Raw genomic sequence first — 17,064 nt, 5'->3', positions numbered from 1 at the left:
GCTCCCTGGCGGGTGGTGGGGGGATGATAAGCGGCGGGTCTGGTAGATGCCCACCTTGGTGGGCAATGCCGGCCAGCGGCCGGCACTACCGGGGTGCGAACATGCCGGCAGTACCGGGGTGGATCATTCTTCGAGGCTGGCATTCCAGAACCCCTGCAACACGCCCGGCGTGCCGGCCAGGTTCTCCAGCACCGCATCCAGTTCCGCGGCGTCGACCGAGGTGGCATACAGCACCGCCTCGATCTCCACGTCGCGTTCGCCGAATGGCCGCTGGTCCACCGCACGCACCGGGTACTGCGCCTGCTCGAGCAGCAGCAGCAGCCGGTCCAGCACCTCGGCCTGCTGTTCGCGCTGGCAGACCACGTTGATTGCATACGTCGCCTCGCTGAAACCCTGCGCCAGCGGCTGCCGCTGGATGCGGTTGACCACCGGCCGCAGCAGGGTGTTGGCGGCCAGCACGAACACGGCCGCCATCACCGCTTCCGGCAGCAGCTTGACGCCGGCACAGGCACCGACCGCTGCCGAGCCCCACAGCGTGGCCGCGGTGTTCAGGCCCGAGACCTGCGCACCGTCCTTCATGATCGCGCCGGCGCCGAGGAAACCGACGCCGGAGATCACGTAGGCGACCACGTGCAGCGGCGAGGGCGGCCCGCCGTACAGATCGTGGAAACGCACCGCCAGATCGACGAACACCGCCGCACCCACCGCCACCAGCGTGTTGGTGCGCAGTCCGGCGGTGCGCTGGCGCAGCTGCCGCTCCAGCCCGATCGCCGCGCCGAGCACGAAGGCCACGGTCAGGCTCAGCAGCGAGCCCAGCGTCGCACCGGCGTTGAACGGCGGCAGGTTCACCTGCAGGCCCAGCATCACTGCCACCCGTAGCGGCGGATGTAGAGCCGCTTCATCGCCGTGGTCAGCACCGCATAGCCGAACAGGATCGCCACCAGGAACGGCCAGTAACCCAACGGCAGGGGCTGCAGCTTGAAGTAGCCGGCCAGCGGGCTCATCGGCAGCAGCACGCCGATGGCCATGATCGCTGCGGTCATCAGCAGCAGGGCCGGCGCGGCGATGCTCTGCAGGAACGGCACCTTGGGCGTGCGGATCATGTGCACGATCAGGGTCTGGGTGAGCAGGCCGACCACGAACCAGCCGGACTGGAACAGGCTCTGGTCGGCCACCGTGCGCGCGTCGAACACATGCCACATCAGCGCGAAACAGCACAGGTCGAAGATCGAGCTGATCGGCCCGAAGAACACCATGAAGCGCCCGATGTCGGCCGGGTTCCACTTCAACGGCTGGCGCACCAGTTCCTCGTCCACGTTGTCGAACGGGATGGCGATCTGCGAGATGTCGTACAGCAGGTTCTGCACCAGCAGCTGCAGCGGCAGCATCGGCAGGAAGGGCAGGAACGCCGAAGCAACCAGCACCGAGAACACGTTGCCGAAGTTGGAACTGGCGGTCATGCGGATGTACTTGAGCATGTTGCAGAACGTGCGCCGGCCCTGGATGACGCCGTCCTCCAGCACCATCAGGCTCTTCTCCAGCAGGATGATGTCGGCCGCTTCCTTGGCGATGTCCACCGCGCTGTCCACGCTGATGCCGATGTCTGCCGCGCGCAGGGCGGGGGCATCGTTGATGCCATCGCCGAGGAAGCCGACCACCTTGCCCTGCGCGCGCAGGCAGCGCACCAGCCGCTCCTTGTGCAGCGGCGTCAGGCGGGCGAACACCCGGTGCTGCTGCAGGGCCTGCGCGAGCGAAGCATCGTCCATGCGTTCGATCTGCGGCCCGGTCACGATGGCATCGACCTCCAGACCGACCTGGGCGCAGACGCGGGCGGTGACCAGTTCGTTGTCGCCGGTGAAGACCTTGACCTCCACCCCATGCGCAGCCAGCGCCTGCAGGGCCTGTGCGGTCGATTCCTTGGGCGGGTCGAGGAAGGCCACGTAGCCGACCAGGGTCAGGCCGCACTCATCGGCCTGCGAATACACCGACTGGCTGGCCGCGGTCTCCTTCATCGCCACGGCCACCACGCGCAGGCCCTGTTCGTTCAGTTCCTCGGTGGTCTGCCGTACCCGTGCCAGCCGTGCCGCATCCAGCGGCTGGTCGATGTCGCCCTCGCGCACGGTGCTGCACACCGCCAGCATCTCTTCCACCGCGCCCTTGCAGATCAGCTCGTGGTGGTCCTCGCGTTCGGCCACCACCACCGACATGCGGCGGCGCTGGAAGTCGAACGGAATCTCGTCGACCTTGCGGTAGTCCTGCGACAGGCGCAGCGAGCTCTGCAGCTCCACGTGCTCGAGCACGGCACGGTCGAGCAGGTTGATCAGCCCGGTCTGGAAGTGGCTGTTGAGGTAGGCGAACTTCAGCACGTCCTCCGAGTCCTGGCCGAACACATCGGTGTGGCGCTCCAGCGCGATGCGGTCCTGGGTGAGGGTGCCGGTCTTGTCGGTGCACAGCACCTCCATCGCACCGAAGTTCTGGATCGCGTCGAGGCGCTTGACGATCACTCGCTGCCGCGACAGCAGCACCGCGCCCTTGGCGAGGGTGGAGGTGACGATCATCGGCAGCATTTCCGGGGTCAGCCCGACCGCCACCGACAGCGCGAACAGGAAGGCTTCGGTCCAGTCGCCCTTGGTCCAGCCGTTGATGAGCAGCACGAACGGCACCATCACCAGGGCGAAGCGGATCAGCAGCCAGCTGACACTGTTCACCCCGGCCTGGAACGCGGTCGGCGCGCGCTCGGTGGCGGTGCTGCGCTGGGCCAGCGTGCCGAAGTAGGTGCGGTTGCCGGTGGCCAGCACCACCGCCGTGGCCGTGCCCGACACCACATTCGTGCCCATGAACAGCAGGTTGGCCTGTTCCATCAGCCCGGCCTCGGCGTCGCCCGGGCTGGCGAATTTCTCCACCGGCAGCGACTCGCCGGTCATCGCGGCCTGGGCCACGAACAGGTCCTTGGCGCTCAGCACGCGGCAGTCGGCCGGAATCATGTCGCCGGCCGAGAGCACGATGTGGTCGCCCGGCACCAGCGCACGGATCGGCAGGTCGAGCAGGCGCGAGGGACGCCTGCTGTGCAGATGCGCGCCGAAGTACTGGTCGGCCAGTTCCGCCGCCTCGGTGCCCGCGCTGCGGCGCAGGACCCGGGAGGTGTTGCCGACCAGCGCCTTCAGCCGTTCGGCGGCGCGGTTGGAGCGACCCTCCTGGACGAAGCGGATGAGGGTGGAGAGCACCACCATCGCAGCGATCACCACCGTGGCCTTGGCGTCCTCGGTCAACCAGGACACGGCCGCCAGCACGCTGAGCAGCAGGTTGAACGGATTGCGGTAGCACTGCCACAGATGGCGCCACCACGGCAGCGGCTTTTCGTGATCGACTTCGTTGGGCCCGAGACGGGCCAGGCGCTCGGTGGCCTCCTGCGGGCTGAGGCCATCGCTGTGCGAATCCAGCGCGGCCAGCAGGCGGGCATCGTCGAGTCGGGCCAGGGTCAGCAGGCCATCGGTGAGTGCGGAAGGCGCGGCCTGGGCGGCACCACGGCCAAAGCCGGCCTCGGGCAAGGCGCGGCGGCGGAACAGGCTTCCTGCGCGGCGGCTGCGCAGGAAGGCGTTGAACCAGGCGTTGAGCAGGCTCATGGGTCATCCTCGGAAGTGCCGACCCGGGCTGCCGGGTCGCGGAGTGGCGTGAATCAGGCGCGGCGCAGGGCCAGCACGGACGGCGACCACGGCTGCAGGTGCAGGCGCTGGCTGCCGCCGATGCACAGCGGCTTCATGGCGTCGCGCAGAGGGTGGGGCAGGTGGCGCAGCACGGTGATGCGTTCGCTGATCGGCAGCAGCGAAAGCGCGTCGGCGACGACCCGCGGTGAACCGAGCGCCAGTGCATGGGCGAACAGCACCGGGCCGTGCTGCAGCAGGCGGCTGCGCAGGCCGGCGACATCGCGCTCACCAATCAGGCGGCGCAGGCTGATGTAGAGGATCTTGTAGGACATGGGAAACTCCGGGCAGGCGACGCCCGGGGCCCCCATCACGCGTGCGGACAGGGACCGGCGATGGGCGCCAGCAGGGAACAGGCGGCGGTACTCGGGGGCGCGGTGCGCCCGGCAGGGTCGGGGTCCATCAGCGTCTCCATCGGTGGGGCCTGTGTGGGCCGGTGGCGCTATTGTCCGCGCGCGGCCGCGCCGGGCCTAGATGCCCGTGGGTAAGCGCGGATATACGTTGGTATAGGGGCGCGCGCGATGCGTGGCGAACGCCATCCACGCGTGGCGTGGATCTACCAACCGTTCGCAAAGGTGTCAGTCGCCTGTCCTGTAGAGCCGAGCCATGCTCGGCTGCCTTTCGCGCGATGCGTGGGCAACGCCATCCACGCGTGGCGTGAATCTACCAACCGTTCGCAAAGGTGTCAGTCGCCCGTCTTGTAGAGCCGAGCCATGCTCGGCTGCCTTTCGCGCGATGCGTGGCGAACGCCATCCACGCATGGCGTGGATCTGCTAACCATCCGCGAACGCGTCGGTCGCCTGTCCTGTAGAGCCGAGCCATGCTCGGCTGCCTTTCGCGCGATGCGTGGGCAACGCCATCCACGCGTGGCGTGGATCTACCAACCGTTCGCAAAGGTGTCAGTCGCCCGTCTTGTAGAGCCGAGCCATGCTCGGCTGCCTTTCGCGCGATGCGTGGCGAACGCCATCCACGCATGGCGTGGATCTACTAACCATCCGCGAACGCGTCGGTCGCCTGTCCTGTAGAGCCGAGCCATGCTCGGCTGCCTTTCGCGCGATGCGTGGTGAACGGCATCCACGCATGGCGTGGATCTACGGACGCGCGGCACGGTCCGCGAACGCGTCGGTCGCGCGGACCAGCGCATCGGTGGTGGCCGGCTCGGTGGCGCTGTGCCCGGACAGCACCATCTCCAGCCGGGCTTCCGGCCAGGCGCAGGACAGGTCCCAGGCGCTGCGGGCCGGGCAGATGATGTCGTAGCGCCCCTGCACGATCACCGCGGGCAGATGGCGGATGCGATCGACGTCGCGCAGCAGCTGCCCGTGCTCGAGAAATGCGTTGTGGCGGAAGTAGTGCGCCTCGATGCGGGCCTTGGCCAGCGTATCCAGCGGATCGGCATCGGAGACCGCATCGACATCGTGCACCAGCGTGGCGGCGTGGTCTTCCCACCCCAGCCAGGCGAGGCCCGCGGCAATGCGCGTGGCAGGGTCTGCGCTGTCCAGCCGTTTCCAGTACGCCGCAATCAGGTCGCCACGCTCGTCCTCCGGAATATGCGCCTCGTAGCGCGCCCAGCGTTCCGGGAAGATCCAGCGGGCGCCGCCGTCCGCCTCGGCGAACCAGGCGTTCTCCTCGGCGCGGCCCAGATACACACCGCGCACGATCACGCCGGTCGCGCGCTCGGGGTGGGCCTGTGCGTAGGCCAGCGCCAGCGTGGAGCCCCAGGAGCCGCCGAACACCAGCCAGCGTTCAATGCCGAGGTGCTCACGCACCCGCTCGATGTCCTCCACCAGGTGCGCGGTGGTGTTGTCACGCAGTTCGCCGAACGGCGTGGAGCGGCCGCAGCCGCGCTGGTCGATCAGCACGATGCGGTAGCGCGCCGGGTCGAAGAAGCGACGATGCGTGGGCGAGACGCCGGCCCCGGGGCCGCCATGCAGGAACACGGCGGGGCTGCCCGCCGGGTTGCCGCATTCCTCGATATGCAGCGTATGCAGCGCATCCACGGCAAGGCGGTGCTCGCGGTAAGGCGTGATCGGCGGAAAGAGCGTACGCATGGCGGTGTCTCACGAGCAGGAACGACAAGCATAGCGGTGCCGGTCGGACGGCGTCGCATCGCGCGTGCCATGTGACGGTGGTCGGCCGCTTGGCGATAGCCGACAATAGGGCATGCCCGCCACGCCGACCCTCGATGATCTGCGCCGTTACGCCGTAACGCGCACGCTGTTCAGGCCAACGACCCTGCTGGCGGCCATCCGTCGCCTTGGGTTCGTCCAGGCCGATCCCATCCGGGCTCCCGCCCGCGCCCAGGATCTGACCCTGCGCCACCGGGTCAAGGGCTATCGGGCCGGTGATCTGGAACGACGCTACGCGCGCCTGCCGGTGGAAGAGGACTGCCTGGTCAACTATGGCTTTCTGCCGCGCGAACTGCTGGCGCTGATGCATCCGCGGGTCTCATCGAGGGTGTGGGATGCGGCGACCCGCCGCAAGGCGGCCGAGGTGCTCGAATTCGTGCAGGCGCGTGGCAGCGTGCATCCCCGCGAGGTGGACCAGGCCTTCGCGCATGGCCGGGTGACCAACTACTGGGGCGGCACCAGCAACGCCAGCACCCATCTGCTTGATGGTATGCACTACCGCGGCATGCTGCGCGTGCAGCGGCGTGACAGCGGCACACGCATCTACAGCGTGGCCGACCACCCGCAGGCAGACACCGGCGCGGCCGCGCAGGCGCAGCGTGCCGCCGCCCTGGTCGACCTGGTGGTGCGCAAGTACGCGCCCCTGCCGGCCGCCAGCCTGACCTACCTGGTGCGCCTGCTCGGCTATGGCGCGCCGCACCTTGCTGCACCGCTGCAACAGGCGTTGCGTGAGGCCCGGCAGACGCTGGCCAGCGCCGTTGTCGAAGGGACGACCTGGTACTGGCCGGCGGAAGAGAATCCGCGCTCGCGGCGCTTCGCGGTGGATGAGCAGGTGCGCCTGCTGGCACCGTTCGATCCGGTAGCGTGGGATCGTCGGCGCTTCGAACTGCTCTGGGGCTGGACCTACAAGTTCGAGGCTTACACGCCCGCAGCGAAGCGCCGCTTCGGTTACTACGCACTGCCACTACTGTGGCGCGACCAGATCATCGGCTGGGCCAACATCACGGCGCCCGATGGCCGCCTGCAACCGGCATTGGGTTACGTGACTGGCAAGGCGCCGCGCGAGGCGGCGTTCCGCGCGGCGCTGGACGACGAACTGCAACGCATGGACGACTTCCTGCACGGGCCAGGCAGCGGCGCCTGAGCGGCGCCTCCACGGTCAGCCACGTCCTCGTCCTGGCAGCGGCAACCCTCCTGTAGCGGCGATGGCCGGCGAGGCGACGGCCATTACGTGATCGCACTCCTCCAGCCGCGCATTGGCCACGGCCTGGGTCGCGCCGCAATGGGTGCAGGCGAGGATGGTGCCGCCATCCAGTCGCGCGATCTGTGCACCTTCGGTGCGGGTGACCTCACCGCAGGCTTCGCAGCGCAGTGCCATCGAACGGATCTGCACGATGGCGCCTGCCGGGTCCCTGTCTGCATCGAGAGCCAATACGAAAAAACGACCGGTATTGGGCATGGCGCTGTCTCCGTAGAACCTGCTGACAGGGTGCCCGCAGCGCTGGCTGCAGGGCGTGATGGAAGGCTCAATCGGATGTGGACGCGGATGTCCCCGGCATCACGGCGTCATCCTCGCGCTGGACCCGGCGGACCCGCTCGCGGGTGCTGTACAGGCCGTTGTCGGCGCGATGGATGGTGTCGGCGACCAGCTCGCCACGGGCATGCGTGGCCGCGCCCATGGAGAACGCGATCGGGGCGAGACCGGCGTTCTGCTCGTACCAGTCCAGCAGCGCCTGCAGGCGCTCGCGGGCCGGCTGGATCAGCACCACCATGAATTCATCGCCGCCCAGCCGGACTTCGCTTTCCCCGGCACCCAGCGGCGAGCGCAGGAAAGCAGCGAACTCGACGAGGATGGCATCGCCGCGACGGTGGCCCTGGGTGTCGTTGACCTGCTTGAAGTGGTCCAGGTCGAACACCACGCAGGCCCAGGATTCGGTCTCCAGTTGTTCCAGACGGTGCAGGTAGCGGCGGTTGTGGCACAGGGTCAACGGGTCGCGCTGGGACAGTTCGCGCAGACGCTCTTCCTGCTGTCGCAACGCGGTGACATCCTGCGCGTGGCCGAGCACGAAGGGTGGGTGTGCCTCGCTGTCGAGGACGTTGTTGTAGGCCCAGTAGCGACGGCTGCCATCGGCGGCGATCAGCTCGATCACGCCGGCATCGGTGTGGTTGCTCTCGATCCGCGCCAGGTAGGCCTTGAAGGCATCGCGCTTGTCCGCAGGCATCAGGTCGCAGAGACTGCGGCCGACCATCTGGCTCTCGGGGAACCCCAGCGACTGCACCGCGGCCGGGTTCACCGAGGTGACTGTCCCGTCGAGGGTGTGCGTGCAGATCAGGCCCAGGCTGTAGTGGAACAGGCGGCGGTAGCGCACTTCGCTGGCCTCCAGTGCGTCCAGCACGGCGCGTTCCTCGGTGATGTCCTGGATGGCCCCGACCAGGCGTGGCCGCCCCTCGACCTGCTGGCGGCTGCCGACCACGCGCGTCCAGATCGCGCGGCCGTCAGCGGTGGACATCGGCAGCTGCACTTCCCACGGCGTGCCGGCGTCGATGCAACGCTGCACCGAGGCCCGGATGATGGCGCGGCTGTCCTCGCGATAGAACGAGAGGGCGCTGTCCAGGGTCGGCTGGTAGCTGGCGCGCACGCCATGGATCTGCTTGGTTTCGCGGGTCCAGCGCACCTCGTTGCTGGTCAGGTCCAGTTCCCAGCCGCCGACCCTGGCGGCGGTGTTGGTGCGTTCGAGGAAATCCTCGCTGCGTTTGAGGTCGCTGTGCAGGTGCTGCGCCTGGGCGACTTTCTGCAGCAGCGTGGCGCGCTGTTCCAGCACCTGGGTGGTGACCCGGCCCAGGTGCACCATCAGTTCGCGCTGCGAGGGCGACAGCACGCCGGGCATGGTGTCGAGCAGGCACAGGGTGCCAATGCGCGCGCCATGCGCGGTACCCAGCGGGATGCCGGCGTAATGGCGGATGCGCGGCCCGCCGGTGACCAGTGGATTGGCGGCGAACAGCGGATCCTGGCGCGCATCGGGGATCTCCATCAGCGCATCGCGTTCGATGGCATGCGTGCAGAAGGAAATGTTGCGCGGCGTTTCGCTGGTGTCCGGCAGGCCGATGTTGGCCTTGAACCATTGCCGGTGCTCGGCAACGATGGAAATCAACCCCATCGGCATGCCGGTGGCGGCCTGGGCGGCGGCGACGATCGCATCGAAGACGGGTTCGGACGGAGTGTCGAGCACTCCCAGGCGGTCGATCTCGCAAAGTCGGAAAGCTTCATCCATAACTGGCGCGCTGGCTTCTGCAGGGAAGGGCGGGGCAGGCCCCACGCTAGTGGGGTAATTGTTAGCATTCCGCGTTCCAGGGTGATGCCCGCGTGAGGTCGGCCGAGGGCGTCTCAGCTGTGTTTCTTCAAGGCGGCCTGCCGTGCTGCGAAGACTTCCGGGGTCTGCGGCTTGACGAACAATGCCACCAGTTCGGGAAATTCGTCCTTGACCGCCGTCTCGATACGGGTGATGCAGGCCTCAATCTGCGGTGTCCGGCGGTCATCCTCGAACTCGGCACTGAGCATGGCGACCACCTGTTCCGGGCCCATCTGCATGGTGGTCACGCCATTTGCACGCAGCAGGTCGGGATCGGTCACCGCCACCGCCATGATCCGCTGTGCCACCGCCGGGTGCGCCGGTTCACCCACCAGCAGGCCCTTGGTTTCGCGGGCCAGCAGGAAGGCGGTCACCGCGAGCACGGCGGCGATGCACAGGGAGGCCACCCCGTCGAGCACGGGCATGTCCAGCAGCTGCGCGGCGAGCAGGCCGGCGAGGGCAAAGCCCAGGCCGAGCAGCGCCGCGCTGTCTTCCAGCAGCACGGTGAAGGTGGACGGATCCTTGCTGCGCCGGAAGGCCTCGAAGTAGCCCATCGCCCCCTTGCTGCGGCGGAATTCGCGCAGGGCGATGTACCACGAGCTGCCTTCGAACAGCAGCGATACGCCCAGCACCGTGTAACTGAGGGCGTGGTTCGTGGCCGGCTGCGGATGGCGGATGTGCTGGATGCCTTCGTAGGCCGATACACCGGCGCCGGCGGCAAACACCAGCAGGGCGACGATGAAGCTCCAGAAGTACAGCTCACGCCCATAGCCGAACGGATGCAGCGTGTCGGGCGACTTCTCGGCACGGTGCAGGCCGTACAGCAGCAGGACTTCGTTGAGCGTATCGACCAGCGAATGCACGCCTTCGCTCAGCATGGCCGAACTGCCGGAAATGCCGGCGGCGACGAACTTGGCGATGGCGATGGCAAGGTTGCCGAACAGTGCGGCGTATACGACCAGGCGTGAGCCTGTGGGAGCGGCCATGTCAGGGGGCAGGTGGAACGGACACCCCATGGTGCGATGGGGGGTGTCCGCGCCGCGTATACGGTCCGCTCAGCGCTGTCGGGGGTTGAGGTAGATGCGGGTGCCGTCCGACTCGCGGCGGCCCGACCAGCGTCCGCCACCGCTCGGGCGGAAACGGCCGATGACCTGGTTGTTGGTGTCGGTCAGCAGCAGCTGGTTGCCTGACAGCAGCCAGCGGTTGACCGAGAAGAAGCCATCGGGGCAGCCAGCCGGCACCCACGCGCCGTAGCCGCCGAACCACTGGCTGTCCTTCAGGGTGATGGTGCAGCTGCTGCCGTTCTCCTGGCCCAGCGTCCAGTCGCCGAACAGATCGCTGTCGTTGATCGGGGGGCCACCGCGGTGGCGGTCACGGCCCCAGTCGTCACCGCGGTTGTCGGGGCGGCCGATATCCACTTCGACGTCGGAACCGTGGCTGCGTGACTCCGAATGCGAACTGCCGGTGGTCGTGATCTCGGTGGTCATCGAGCCCATGTTGCCGAAGTCGGAATCGCCCTGCGTCTGGTCGCTGCCATCCTGGCTGGTGCCGGTGTCCGACTGGGTGGTGACGGTGGTCTGTGAGCTGCTGCTGGACGACTGCGTGGTGGTGGTGTCCTGGCCGAAGCCGATCGACGCGTCCTGGGCCACGGCAGCGACAGGGAGGGCAAGGCTGCACAACGCCAGCAGCCCGTAATGCGGGAAGAGCTTGGCCATCATGGAATCCTCGTTGGGGTACGCTGAAACCGCTGATCTGCGTGTGGGGCGGCAGCCTCCCGCGCCGGCGGAGCATAGCGCCGGCTGGACGGGGGCGGTGTGAGGGCCGTGTGCGGGTGCAGGCACGGCGGGGCGGCGGCCAGCGCATCGTGAACGTAGCGCCAGCCATGCCTGGCGGATGCCATCAGGGGCCGCTGCGCTCGTCGGGCATGGCCCGGCGCTACCGGTCCTCATTGCGTTGGTAGCGAAGGGATCCACGCAGCCTTGGTAGCGCCAGGCCATGCCTGGCGGATGTCATCAGGGGCCGTTGCGCTCGCCGGGCGTGGCCCGGCGCTACCAGTCGTCCTTGCGTCGGTAGCGAAGGGATCCACGCAGCCTTGGTAGCGCCAGGCCATGCCTGGCGAAGGCCTCCGGGTGCCGCTGCGCTCGCCGGGCTGGCCCGGCGCTACCGATCATCATTGCGGCGGTAGTGAAGGGATCGACGCAGCTGTGGTAGCGCCAGGCCATGCCTGGCGAATGCCATCAGGTGCCGCTGCGCTCGCCGGGCATGGCCCGGCGCTACCGATCATCATTGCGACGGTAGTGAAGGGATCGACGCAGCTGTGGTAGCGCCAGGCCATGCCTGGCGAATGCCATCAGGTGCCGCTGCGCTCGCCGGGCATGGACCGGCGCTACCGTTCGTCATTGCGGCGGCCTGTCGATCCACCCGGCGGCAGATGCGGCGCGCAGATCGTCCGGGTTGTCGATGTCACGGAGGCACACGTCGCTGGCACAAAGGGCGACGCCCGGGGTCTGCCGCAGGCGGCGACCGAAACCGTGTTCGCTACCGCTCTGCGGCAGGTCGTTGAACCACGCGGCGGGGACAACGGCCGGCGAACCCGGCACCCCGCCTTCCAGCGTAGCAGCGCAGTGGCACGGCGTGCTGGCGGCGGCGTCGAGCAGGGCACGAAGATGTGCCGCATGGAGGCGCGGTTGGTCGCAGACCAGGACCAGCACCTGGCGGGCGGTGCCGAGGTGCGGCGCTGCCAGCAGGAGGCTGCTGCCGACCCCCAGCCCGGGCGTGGGATTCTGCACCTGGACGGCACGCAGTCCGGCCAGCTCCGGACCGAAGGCAGGGCCCTGCGGCGTCAGTACGATCAGCACGTCCGGATCTGTCTCAGACGCCAGCCGCGCTGCACGCCGCAGCAGTGATTCGCCATTGATCTGAAGCCACTGCTTGGGTCGGCCCAGGCGACGGCTCATTCCGGCGGCGAGCACCACGGCAGCGTGCCCGCTCACGTACTGCCCAGTGCGCTGCCATGGCGCCATGCCTGCAGCTGGGCGGTGATGCTCAGGGCGATTGCCTCGGGCCCCCGTCCGCCCAGTGCCAGGCCGATGGGTGAGCGCAGCCGGGGCTCAAGCGCGACGCGCGTACCTGCGTCCAGCAGCTTGAACAGATCATCCCTGCGCTGGCGAGGGCCCAGCAATCCGATGAAAGGAATCCTTGATCGGGCAAGCAATCGCAACGCATCCAGGTCCAGCTCGAAGTTGTGGTGCATGACCAGTGCCGCATCCACTTGGCGGTCTGCCTGTTCCTCGTTCGTCTGCTGCAGCGCTGGCAGGCGCGCCTGCCACGCCCTTCGCGGCTCCACGATCTGTATGAGCCAGCCCTGATGTTCCAGCATTGGCACCAGCGTCAATGCCTCAGGTCCGGCGCCATGCAGCTGCACCAGCGGTGGCCGGTGCCATTGCAGGCGCCATGCGCTGGTCTCGATGGCCTCGTCGCTCTTGAGCACCGGCAGTTGGGTGCAGAACGAAGATCCGGCGCAGCGACCTTCAACAAGACCCTTGGTCGCCAGGGACAGGCGCAGGGTGTCACGGCCCTGCAGCCAGACATCCAGGCAGTCTGCCAGGCCCGGCAACTCGTGCAACGGCAGCAGCGCGATCCACTGGCAGCCGCGGCAGCCCACGGCGTTGCCGGAAAACAGCGCATCATCATCGCGGGTATCAATTTTTACCCAGCAGAGCTGCCCTTCCGCTGCGACTCTGCAGGCCGCACGTGCGAGCTCCGGCTCAAGGCAGCCGCCACTGAGCCAGCCGATCTGTTCGTCGCCGGCAAACAACACGCAGGTCCCCGCACGGCTGTAGGTTGATCCTTCGGTCTGCACCACGATGGCCAGCACCGCCGGAGAGCGATTGCGTGCGGCATCGGCAGCAGCACGCAGGGCGGGCCGCGCATTGCCCGTTTCAAGGTCCAGCGGTGCGGGAAAGAACGACGTCGTCATGCGAGGTCTGGCAGGCCTGCCAGCAGCTTGTCCAGCGTCAGCGGGTAATTCCTGACCCGTACGCCGGTTGCGTTATAGACGGCGTTGGCGATGGCGGCACTGACACCACACAAGCCCAGCTCGCCGACGCCCTTGGCTTTCATGGGCGATGACACGGCATCGGCCTCGTCGAGGAACACCACCTCCTGGTGGGGCACATCGGCATGCACCGGAACCTCGTAGCCTGCCAGATCATGGTTGACGAAGAAGCCCAAGCGCGGGTCGACGACCAGTTCCTCCGACAGCGCAGCACCGATGCCCATCGTCATCGCGCCTATGACCTGGCTGCGCGCCGTCGTGGGATTCAGGATGCGTCCCGCAGCGCAGACGGCCAGCATCCGCCGGATGCGCGTTTCGCCCGTCGCGACATCAACGCCGACCTCCACGAAATGCGCGGCGAAGGTCGATTGCTGGAACTTCTCCTGCAAGGTTCCGAACTCGATGCTGTCCTCGGCAACCATTTCCCCGCTGCCAGTTGCCTCTGTCAGGGAAGCGCGTCGTTGCCCATCGATGACATGGCCGTCTTCAAACCGTGCCACGGCAGCATCCATCCCCAGCGCGCTGGCGACCTTGGTCCGCAATGCCATGCAGGCCGCGTAGACGCCTGCAGTAGAACTGTTGGCACCCCACTGTCCGCCGGAGCCGGCGGCAACCGGAAAGCGCGAGTCGCCCAGCTTCACCGTGACCTGCTCCAGGGGAACGCCCAGCATTTCGGCGGCGGTCTGGCCGATGATGGTGTAGCTGCCGGTGCCGATATCGGTCATGTCGGTCTCGACGGTCACGTGCCCATCAGTGGCCAGGCGCACGCGCGCGCCGGACTTCATAACCAGGTTGTTGCGGAAGCCCGCTGCCACACCCATGCCGACCAGCCATCGTCCATCGCGATTGGCGGCCGGGACGGCGCTGCGACGCTCCCAGCCAAAGCGCGAGGCGCCGGATTGCAGGCACTGCACCAGTTGTCGCTGCGAAAACGGACGAGACGGATCGCTGGGGTCGACCTGCGTATCGTTGCGGATGCGGAACTCGATCGGATCCAGCCCGACCTTCTCAGCCATCTCATCCATGGCGATTTCCAGGGCCATCAGCCCGGGCGTCTCGCCAGGTGCGCGCATCGCGTTGCCTTCGGGAAGATCCAGCGCAGCCAATCGCAGGGCGGCCAGCCGATGCGCGCCGGCATACAGGAAACGGGTCTGCTGCACGGCTTCCTCGGGCGAGCCGCCCGCGAGGTTGCCTGACCAGGATTCGTGTCCGATGGCGGTCAACGTTCCGTTCGGGGATGCGCCCAGCCGGATGCGCTGGATGGTGGCGGGTCGGTGAGTCGTGTTGTTGGCGACCAGCGGGCGTTGCAGCGCTACCTTCACCGGGCGCTTCGCCGCACGTGCCGCGAGCGCTGCAAGCAGGGCATCGGAGCGCAGGAACAGCTTTCCGCCGAAGCCCCCGCCAATGTAAGGCGATACCAGTCGTACATTGTCCTTCGGTATGCCCAGCGTCCTGGCCAGGTCCGTCCGGCCCCAGTCGATCATCTGGTTGGATGTCCACACGGTCAGGTGGTCACCGTCCCAGGCCGCCAGCGTTGCATGCGGCTCCATCATGGCGTGTGACTGGTCAGGGGTGTGGTACGTCGCATCGAGGGTGATGTCGGCCTGCTGGAATGCCTTTTCGAAATCGCCCACCCGGGCATCGGGTTCGGGCGTCTTCAGTGACGCCTCATCCTTGCGGGCCGCAGCCAGGTCGAATGAACCGTGCCGGGGCGCGTAGCGCACGCGGACCCTGGCGGCCGCCGCGCGTGCCTGCTCGAAGGTCTCGGCAACCACCACCGCCAGCGCCTGATGATAGTGGCTGATGGTCGGGCCACCGAGCAGCGGCGCAGCGTTGCGCTTCACGCGCTGCAGCGGCCCTGCATTGTCGGCAGTGACGATGGCCAGGACGCCTGGCGAGCGGCGAGCGGGCTCGAGATCCAGTGTCGCGACGGTTCCGGTGGCTATCCCTGCGCCGACGACCACGCCGTAAGCCGGCGTTTCGGGTAGCGCGTCATGCCACTCGTAGGCGTAGGTCGCCTTTCCTGAAACCTTCAATGGACCGTCGATGCGAGGGTGCGGTTGCCCGACGACCTTCCTTGCATCGATGGGATTGGTGCCAGCAGGCGTAGTGAACTTCATGCGCGCGCCCTCAGATCCTGCAGGATGGATGCCAGCGTGCGTTCGGCCAGTACCGCCTTGAAGTGGTTCTGGCCGGTCGGTGCCGCACCCTGCAACAGCGTCGAGATGACGGCCGAAGCGCCCTGCGGCAGCGCGGCGTCGGCGGCGTCGCTGCGCCATGGCTTGTAGGCCACGCCGCCCAGGGCGATGCGCCCGCTGCCATCGGCCTGCACGATGGCAGCAACCGAAACAAGCGCAAACGCATAGGAGGCGCGGTCACGCACTTTCCGATAGACATGGGTGCCACCTGCCGGGGGTGGCAGGATCACAGTCTGGATCAGCTCGCCTCGCAGCAGCGTGGTCTCAAGGTGTGGCGTTGCTCCCGGCGGGCGGTACAGGGCATCCAGCGCAATGAGCCGCCGCGTGCCGTCGGCACGCAGTGTTTCCACCGATGCGCCCAGGGCCATCATGGCCACTGCCATGTCGCTGGGATGCGTGGCGATGCAGTCTGCGCTGCCGCCGATAATCGCCAGCTGCCGGCTTGCGCCTTCAACTGCGGCACACCCGCTGCCCGGCAGGCGCTTGTTGCAGGCCTGGGCCGTATCGTAGAAGTAGGGGCAGCGCGTGCGCTGCAGGAGATTGCCTGCCGTGGTTGCCTTGTTGCGCAGCTGTCCGGAGGCACCCGACACCAGCGCCCGGGTCAGCAAGGCGTAGTCGCGACGGACGCGGGCGTCTGCGGCCAGATCGGTATTGCGCACGAGTGCACCGATCCGGACGCCGCCGTCGGCCGTCGCTTCGATGCCGTCCATGCCCAGCCCGTTCACATCGATCAGATGCGACGGCGTTTCCACTTCCAGCTTCATCAGGTCGAGCAGGTTGGTGCCCCCTGCGATGAAGCGTGCGCCCGGTGCGCGCGTGGCGGCGGCAATGGCATCGGCCGCGCTGGCAGGGCGTTCATAGGTGAAAGCCCTCATGAGCGCTTCCCCGCTGCATCCTGGATCGCTTCGATGATGTTGGAGTAGGCGCCGCAGCGGCAGATATTGCCGCTCATCCGTTCGCGGATCTCTTCAGGTGTCAGTGCCGCAGGCTCGTCCAGGCGCGCAGTGGCGTGGCTGGGGACATCCCGCTGGATTTCGTCGAGCACCGCCACGGCCGAGCAGATCTGGCCCGGCGTGCAGTAACCGCACTGGAAACCATCATGCTTGACGAAGGCGGCCTGCATGTCGCTGAGGTTGCCAGGTGATCCCATTCCCTCGATGGTGGTAATGCTGGCGCCTTCATGCATCACCGCCAGGGTCAAGCACGCATTGATGCGACGGCCGTCCAGCAGGACGGTGCAGGCACCGCACTGCCCATGGTCGCAGCCCTTTTTTGTGCCCGTCAGCTGCAGGTGCTCACGCAGCGCATCCAGCAGGGTGACCCGGGTGTCGAGCAGCAGTGAGCGGCTTGCACCGTTCACTTTGAAGGTCACCTGCGTGGTGACCGGGGCGCGTGCGGAGGAGCGGTCGGGCTCGGCGGCGGCAGCGACAGCGGCGGGCATGGCCATGGTGGTGGCCGAGCCCGCACTGAGCTTGAGCATGTCGCGCCGCGTGAGCGGAAGCTTGGAAGGGGGATTCATCGTGACTCCGCTGGCTGCAGTCGGCTGACGGGATTACGTGTCAGCATGGCTGTGCTGCGGTAGGCAGGTGGTGAAGTCCCTCACGGCCGCCCATTCAGTCTGTTGCGACGCGG

General features: G+C 67.7%; 14 protein-coding genes. 1 reads left to right on the top strand and 13 read right to left on the bottom strand.

Going from position 1 to position 17,064, the window contains the following annotated elements:
* Positions 1 to 123: 123 nt before the first annotated feature.
* The 4 genes from C1925_RS11430 to pip form a co-directional block, all read right to left on the bottom strand.
* The gene (locus tag C1925_RS11430) at positions 124 to 861 is read right to left on the bottom strand and encodes an MgtC/SapB family protein (RefSeq protein WP_174213546.1); all 738 of its coding nucleotides are present in this window, start codon (positions 859 to 861) and stop codon (positions 124 to 126) included.
* 2 nt (positions 862 to 863) lie between these two features.
* Positions 864 to 3,623 (bottom strand): magnesium-translocating P-type ATPase, encoded by a 2,760-nt coding sequence (gene mgtA, locus C1925_RS11425; RefSeq protein ID WP_108768981.1) that lies wholly within the window; start codon positions 3,621 to 3,623, stop codon positions 864 to 866.
* 53 nt (positions 3,624 to 3,676) lie between these two features.
* A complete protein-coding gene (locus tag C1925_RS11420) occupies positions 3,677 to 3,976 on the bottom strand; it encodes a hypothetical protein (protein WP_108768980.1) in 300 nt (99 codons plus the stop codon).
* Positions 3,977 to 4,792: 816 nt separating this feature from the next.
* The gene (gene pip, locus C1925_RS11415; RefSeq protein WP_108768979.1) at positions 4,793 to 5,749 is read right to left on the bottom strand and encodes a prolyl aminopeptidase; all 957 of its coding nucleotides are present in this window, start codon (positions 5,747 to 5,749) and stop codon (positions 4,793 to 4,795) included.
* 112 nt (positions 5,750 to 5,861) lie between these two features.
* On the opposite strand from pip, the gene C1925_RS11410 reads away from it, so the two are divergent.
* The gene (locus C1925_RS11410; protein WP_108768978.1) at positions 5,862 to 6,971 is read left to right on the top strand and encodes a crosslink repair DNA glycosylase YcaQ family protein; all 1,110 of its coding nucleotides are present in this window, start codon (positions 5,862 to 5,864) and stop codon (positions 6,969 to 6,971) included.
* Between the two features lie 15 nt (positions 6,972 to 6,986).
* Here C1925_RS11410 and C1925_RS20975 read toward each other — a convergent pair whose 3' ends face one another.
* The 9 genes from C1925_RS20975 to paoA form a co-directional block, all read right to left on the bottom strand.
* Positions 6,987 to 7,286, bottom strand: a complete 300-nt coding sequence (locus C1925_RS20975) for a hypothetical protein (RefSeq protein ID WP_159097518.1) — start codon at positions 7,284 to 7,286, stop codon at positions 6,987 to 6,989.
* A gap of 67 nt (positions 7,287 to 7,353) precedes the next feature.
* Positions 7,354 to 9,099: a PAS domain S-box protein gene (locus C1925_RS11405; RefSeq protein WP_108768977.1), complete on the bottom strand. Its 1,746-nt coding sequence runs from the start codon at positions 9,097 to 9,099 to the stop codon at positions 7,354 to 7,356.
* Positions 9,100 to 9,212: 113 nt separating this feature from the next.
* Positions 9,213 to 10,163 carry a cation diffusion facilitator family transporter gene (locus tag C1925_RS11400; RefSeq protein WP_108768976.1) on the bottom strand — a complete coding sequence of 317 codons (951 nt, stop codon included), beginning with the start codon at positions 10,161 to 10,163 and terminating at the stop codon, positions 9,213 to 9,215.
* A gap of 69 nt (positions 10,164 to 10,232) precedes the next feature.
* On the bottom strand, positions 10,233 to 10,895 hold the full coding sequence (locus tag C1925_RS11395; protein ID WP_254051305.1) for an AprI/Inh family metalloprotease inhibitor: 663 nt from the start codon (positions 10,893 to 10,895) through the stop codon (positions 10,233 to 10,235).
* A gap of 678 nt (positions 10,896 to 11,573) precedes the next feature.
* Complete coding sequence (locus tag C1925_RS11390) at positions 11,574 to 12,200, bottom strand: nucleotidyltransferase family protein (protein WP_108768974.1); 627 nt, start codon at positions 12,198 to 12,200, stop codon at positions 11,574 to 11,576.
* Entirely contained in the window at positions 12,167 to 13,156 is a 990-nt protein-coding gene (locus tag C1925_RS11385; RefSeq protein ID WP_108768973.1) for an XdhC/CoxI family protein, read from the bottom strand. The genes C1925_RS11390 and C1925_RS11385 overlap by 34 nt, the downstream gene beginning before the upstream one ends.
* Entirely contained in the window at positions 13,153 to 15,354 is a 2,202-nt protein-coding gene (paoC, locus tag C1925_RS11380; protein WP_108768972.1) for an aldehyde oxidoreductase molybdenum-binding subunit PaoC, read from the bottom strand. Before paoC ends, C1925_RS11385 begins: the two co-directional genes overlap by 4 nt.
* Positions 15,351 to 16,307 (bottom strand): xanthine dehydrogenase family protein subunit M, encoded by a 957-nt coding sequence (locus tag C1925_RS11375; RefSeq protein ID WP_108768971.1) that lies wholly within the window; start codon positions 16,305 to 16,307, stop codon positions 15,351 to 15,353. The genes paoC and C1925_RS11375 overlap by 4 nt, the downstream gene beginning before the upstream one ends.
* A complete protein-coding gene (paoA, locus tag C1925_RS11370) occupies positions 16,304 to 16,951 on the bottom strand; it encodes an aldehyde dehydrogenase iron-sulfur subunit PaoA (protein WP_108768970.1) in 648 nt (215 codons plus the stop codon). The genes C1925_RS11375 and paoA overlap by 4 nt, the downstream gene beginning before the upstream one ends.
* Positions 16,952 to 17,064: the final 113 nt, after the last annotated feature.

Origin of the sequence: Stenotrophomonas sp. SAU14A_NAIMI4_5, assembly GCF_003086795.1 — a bacterium.
GTDB lineage: Bacteria > Pseudomonadota > Gammaproteobacteria > Xanthomonadales > Xanthomonadaceae > Stenotrophomonas.
The sequence above is the reverse complement of the archived record's forward strand: the minus strand, read 5'-3'. Positions and strand labels throughout refer to the sequence as shown.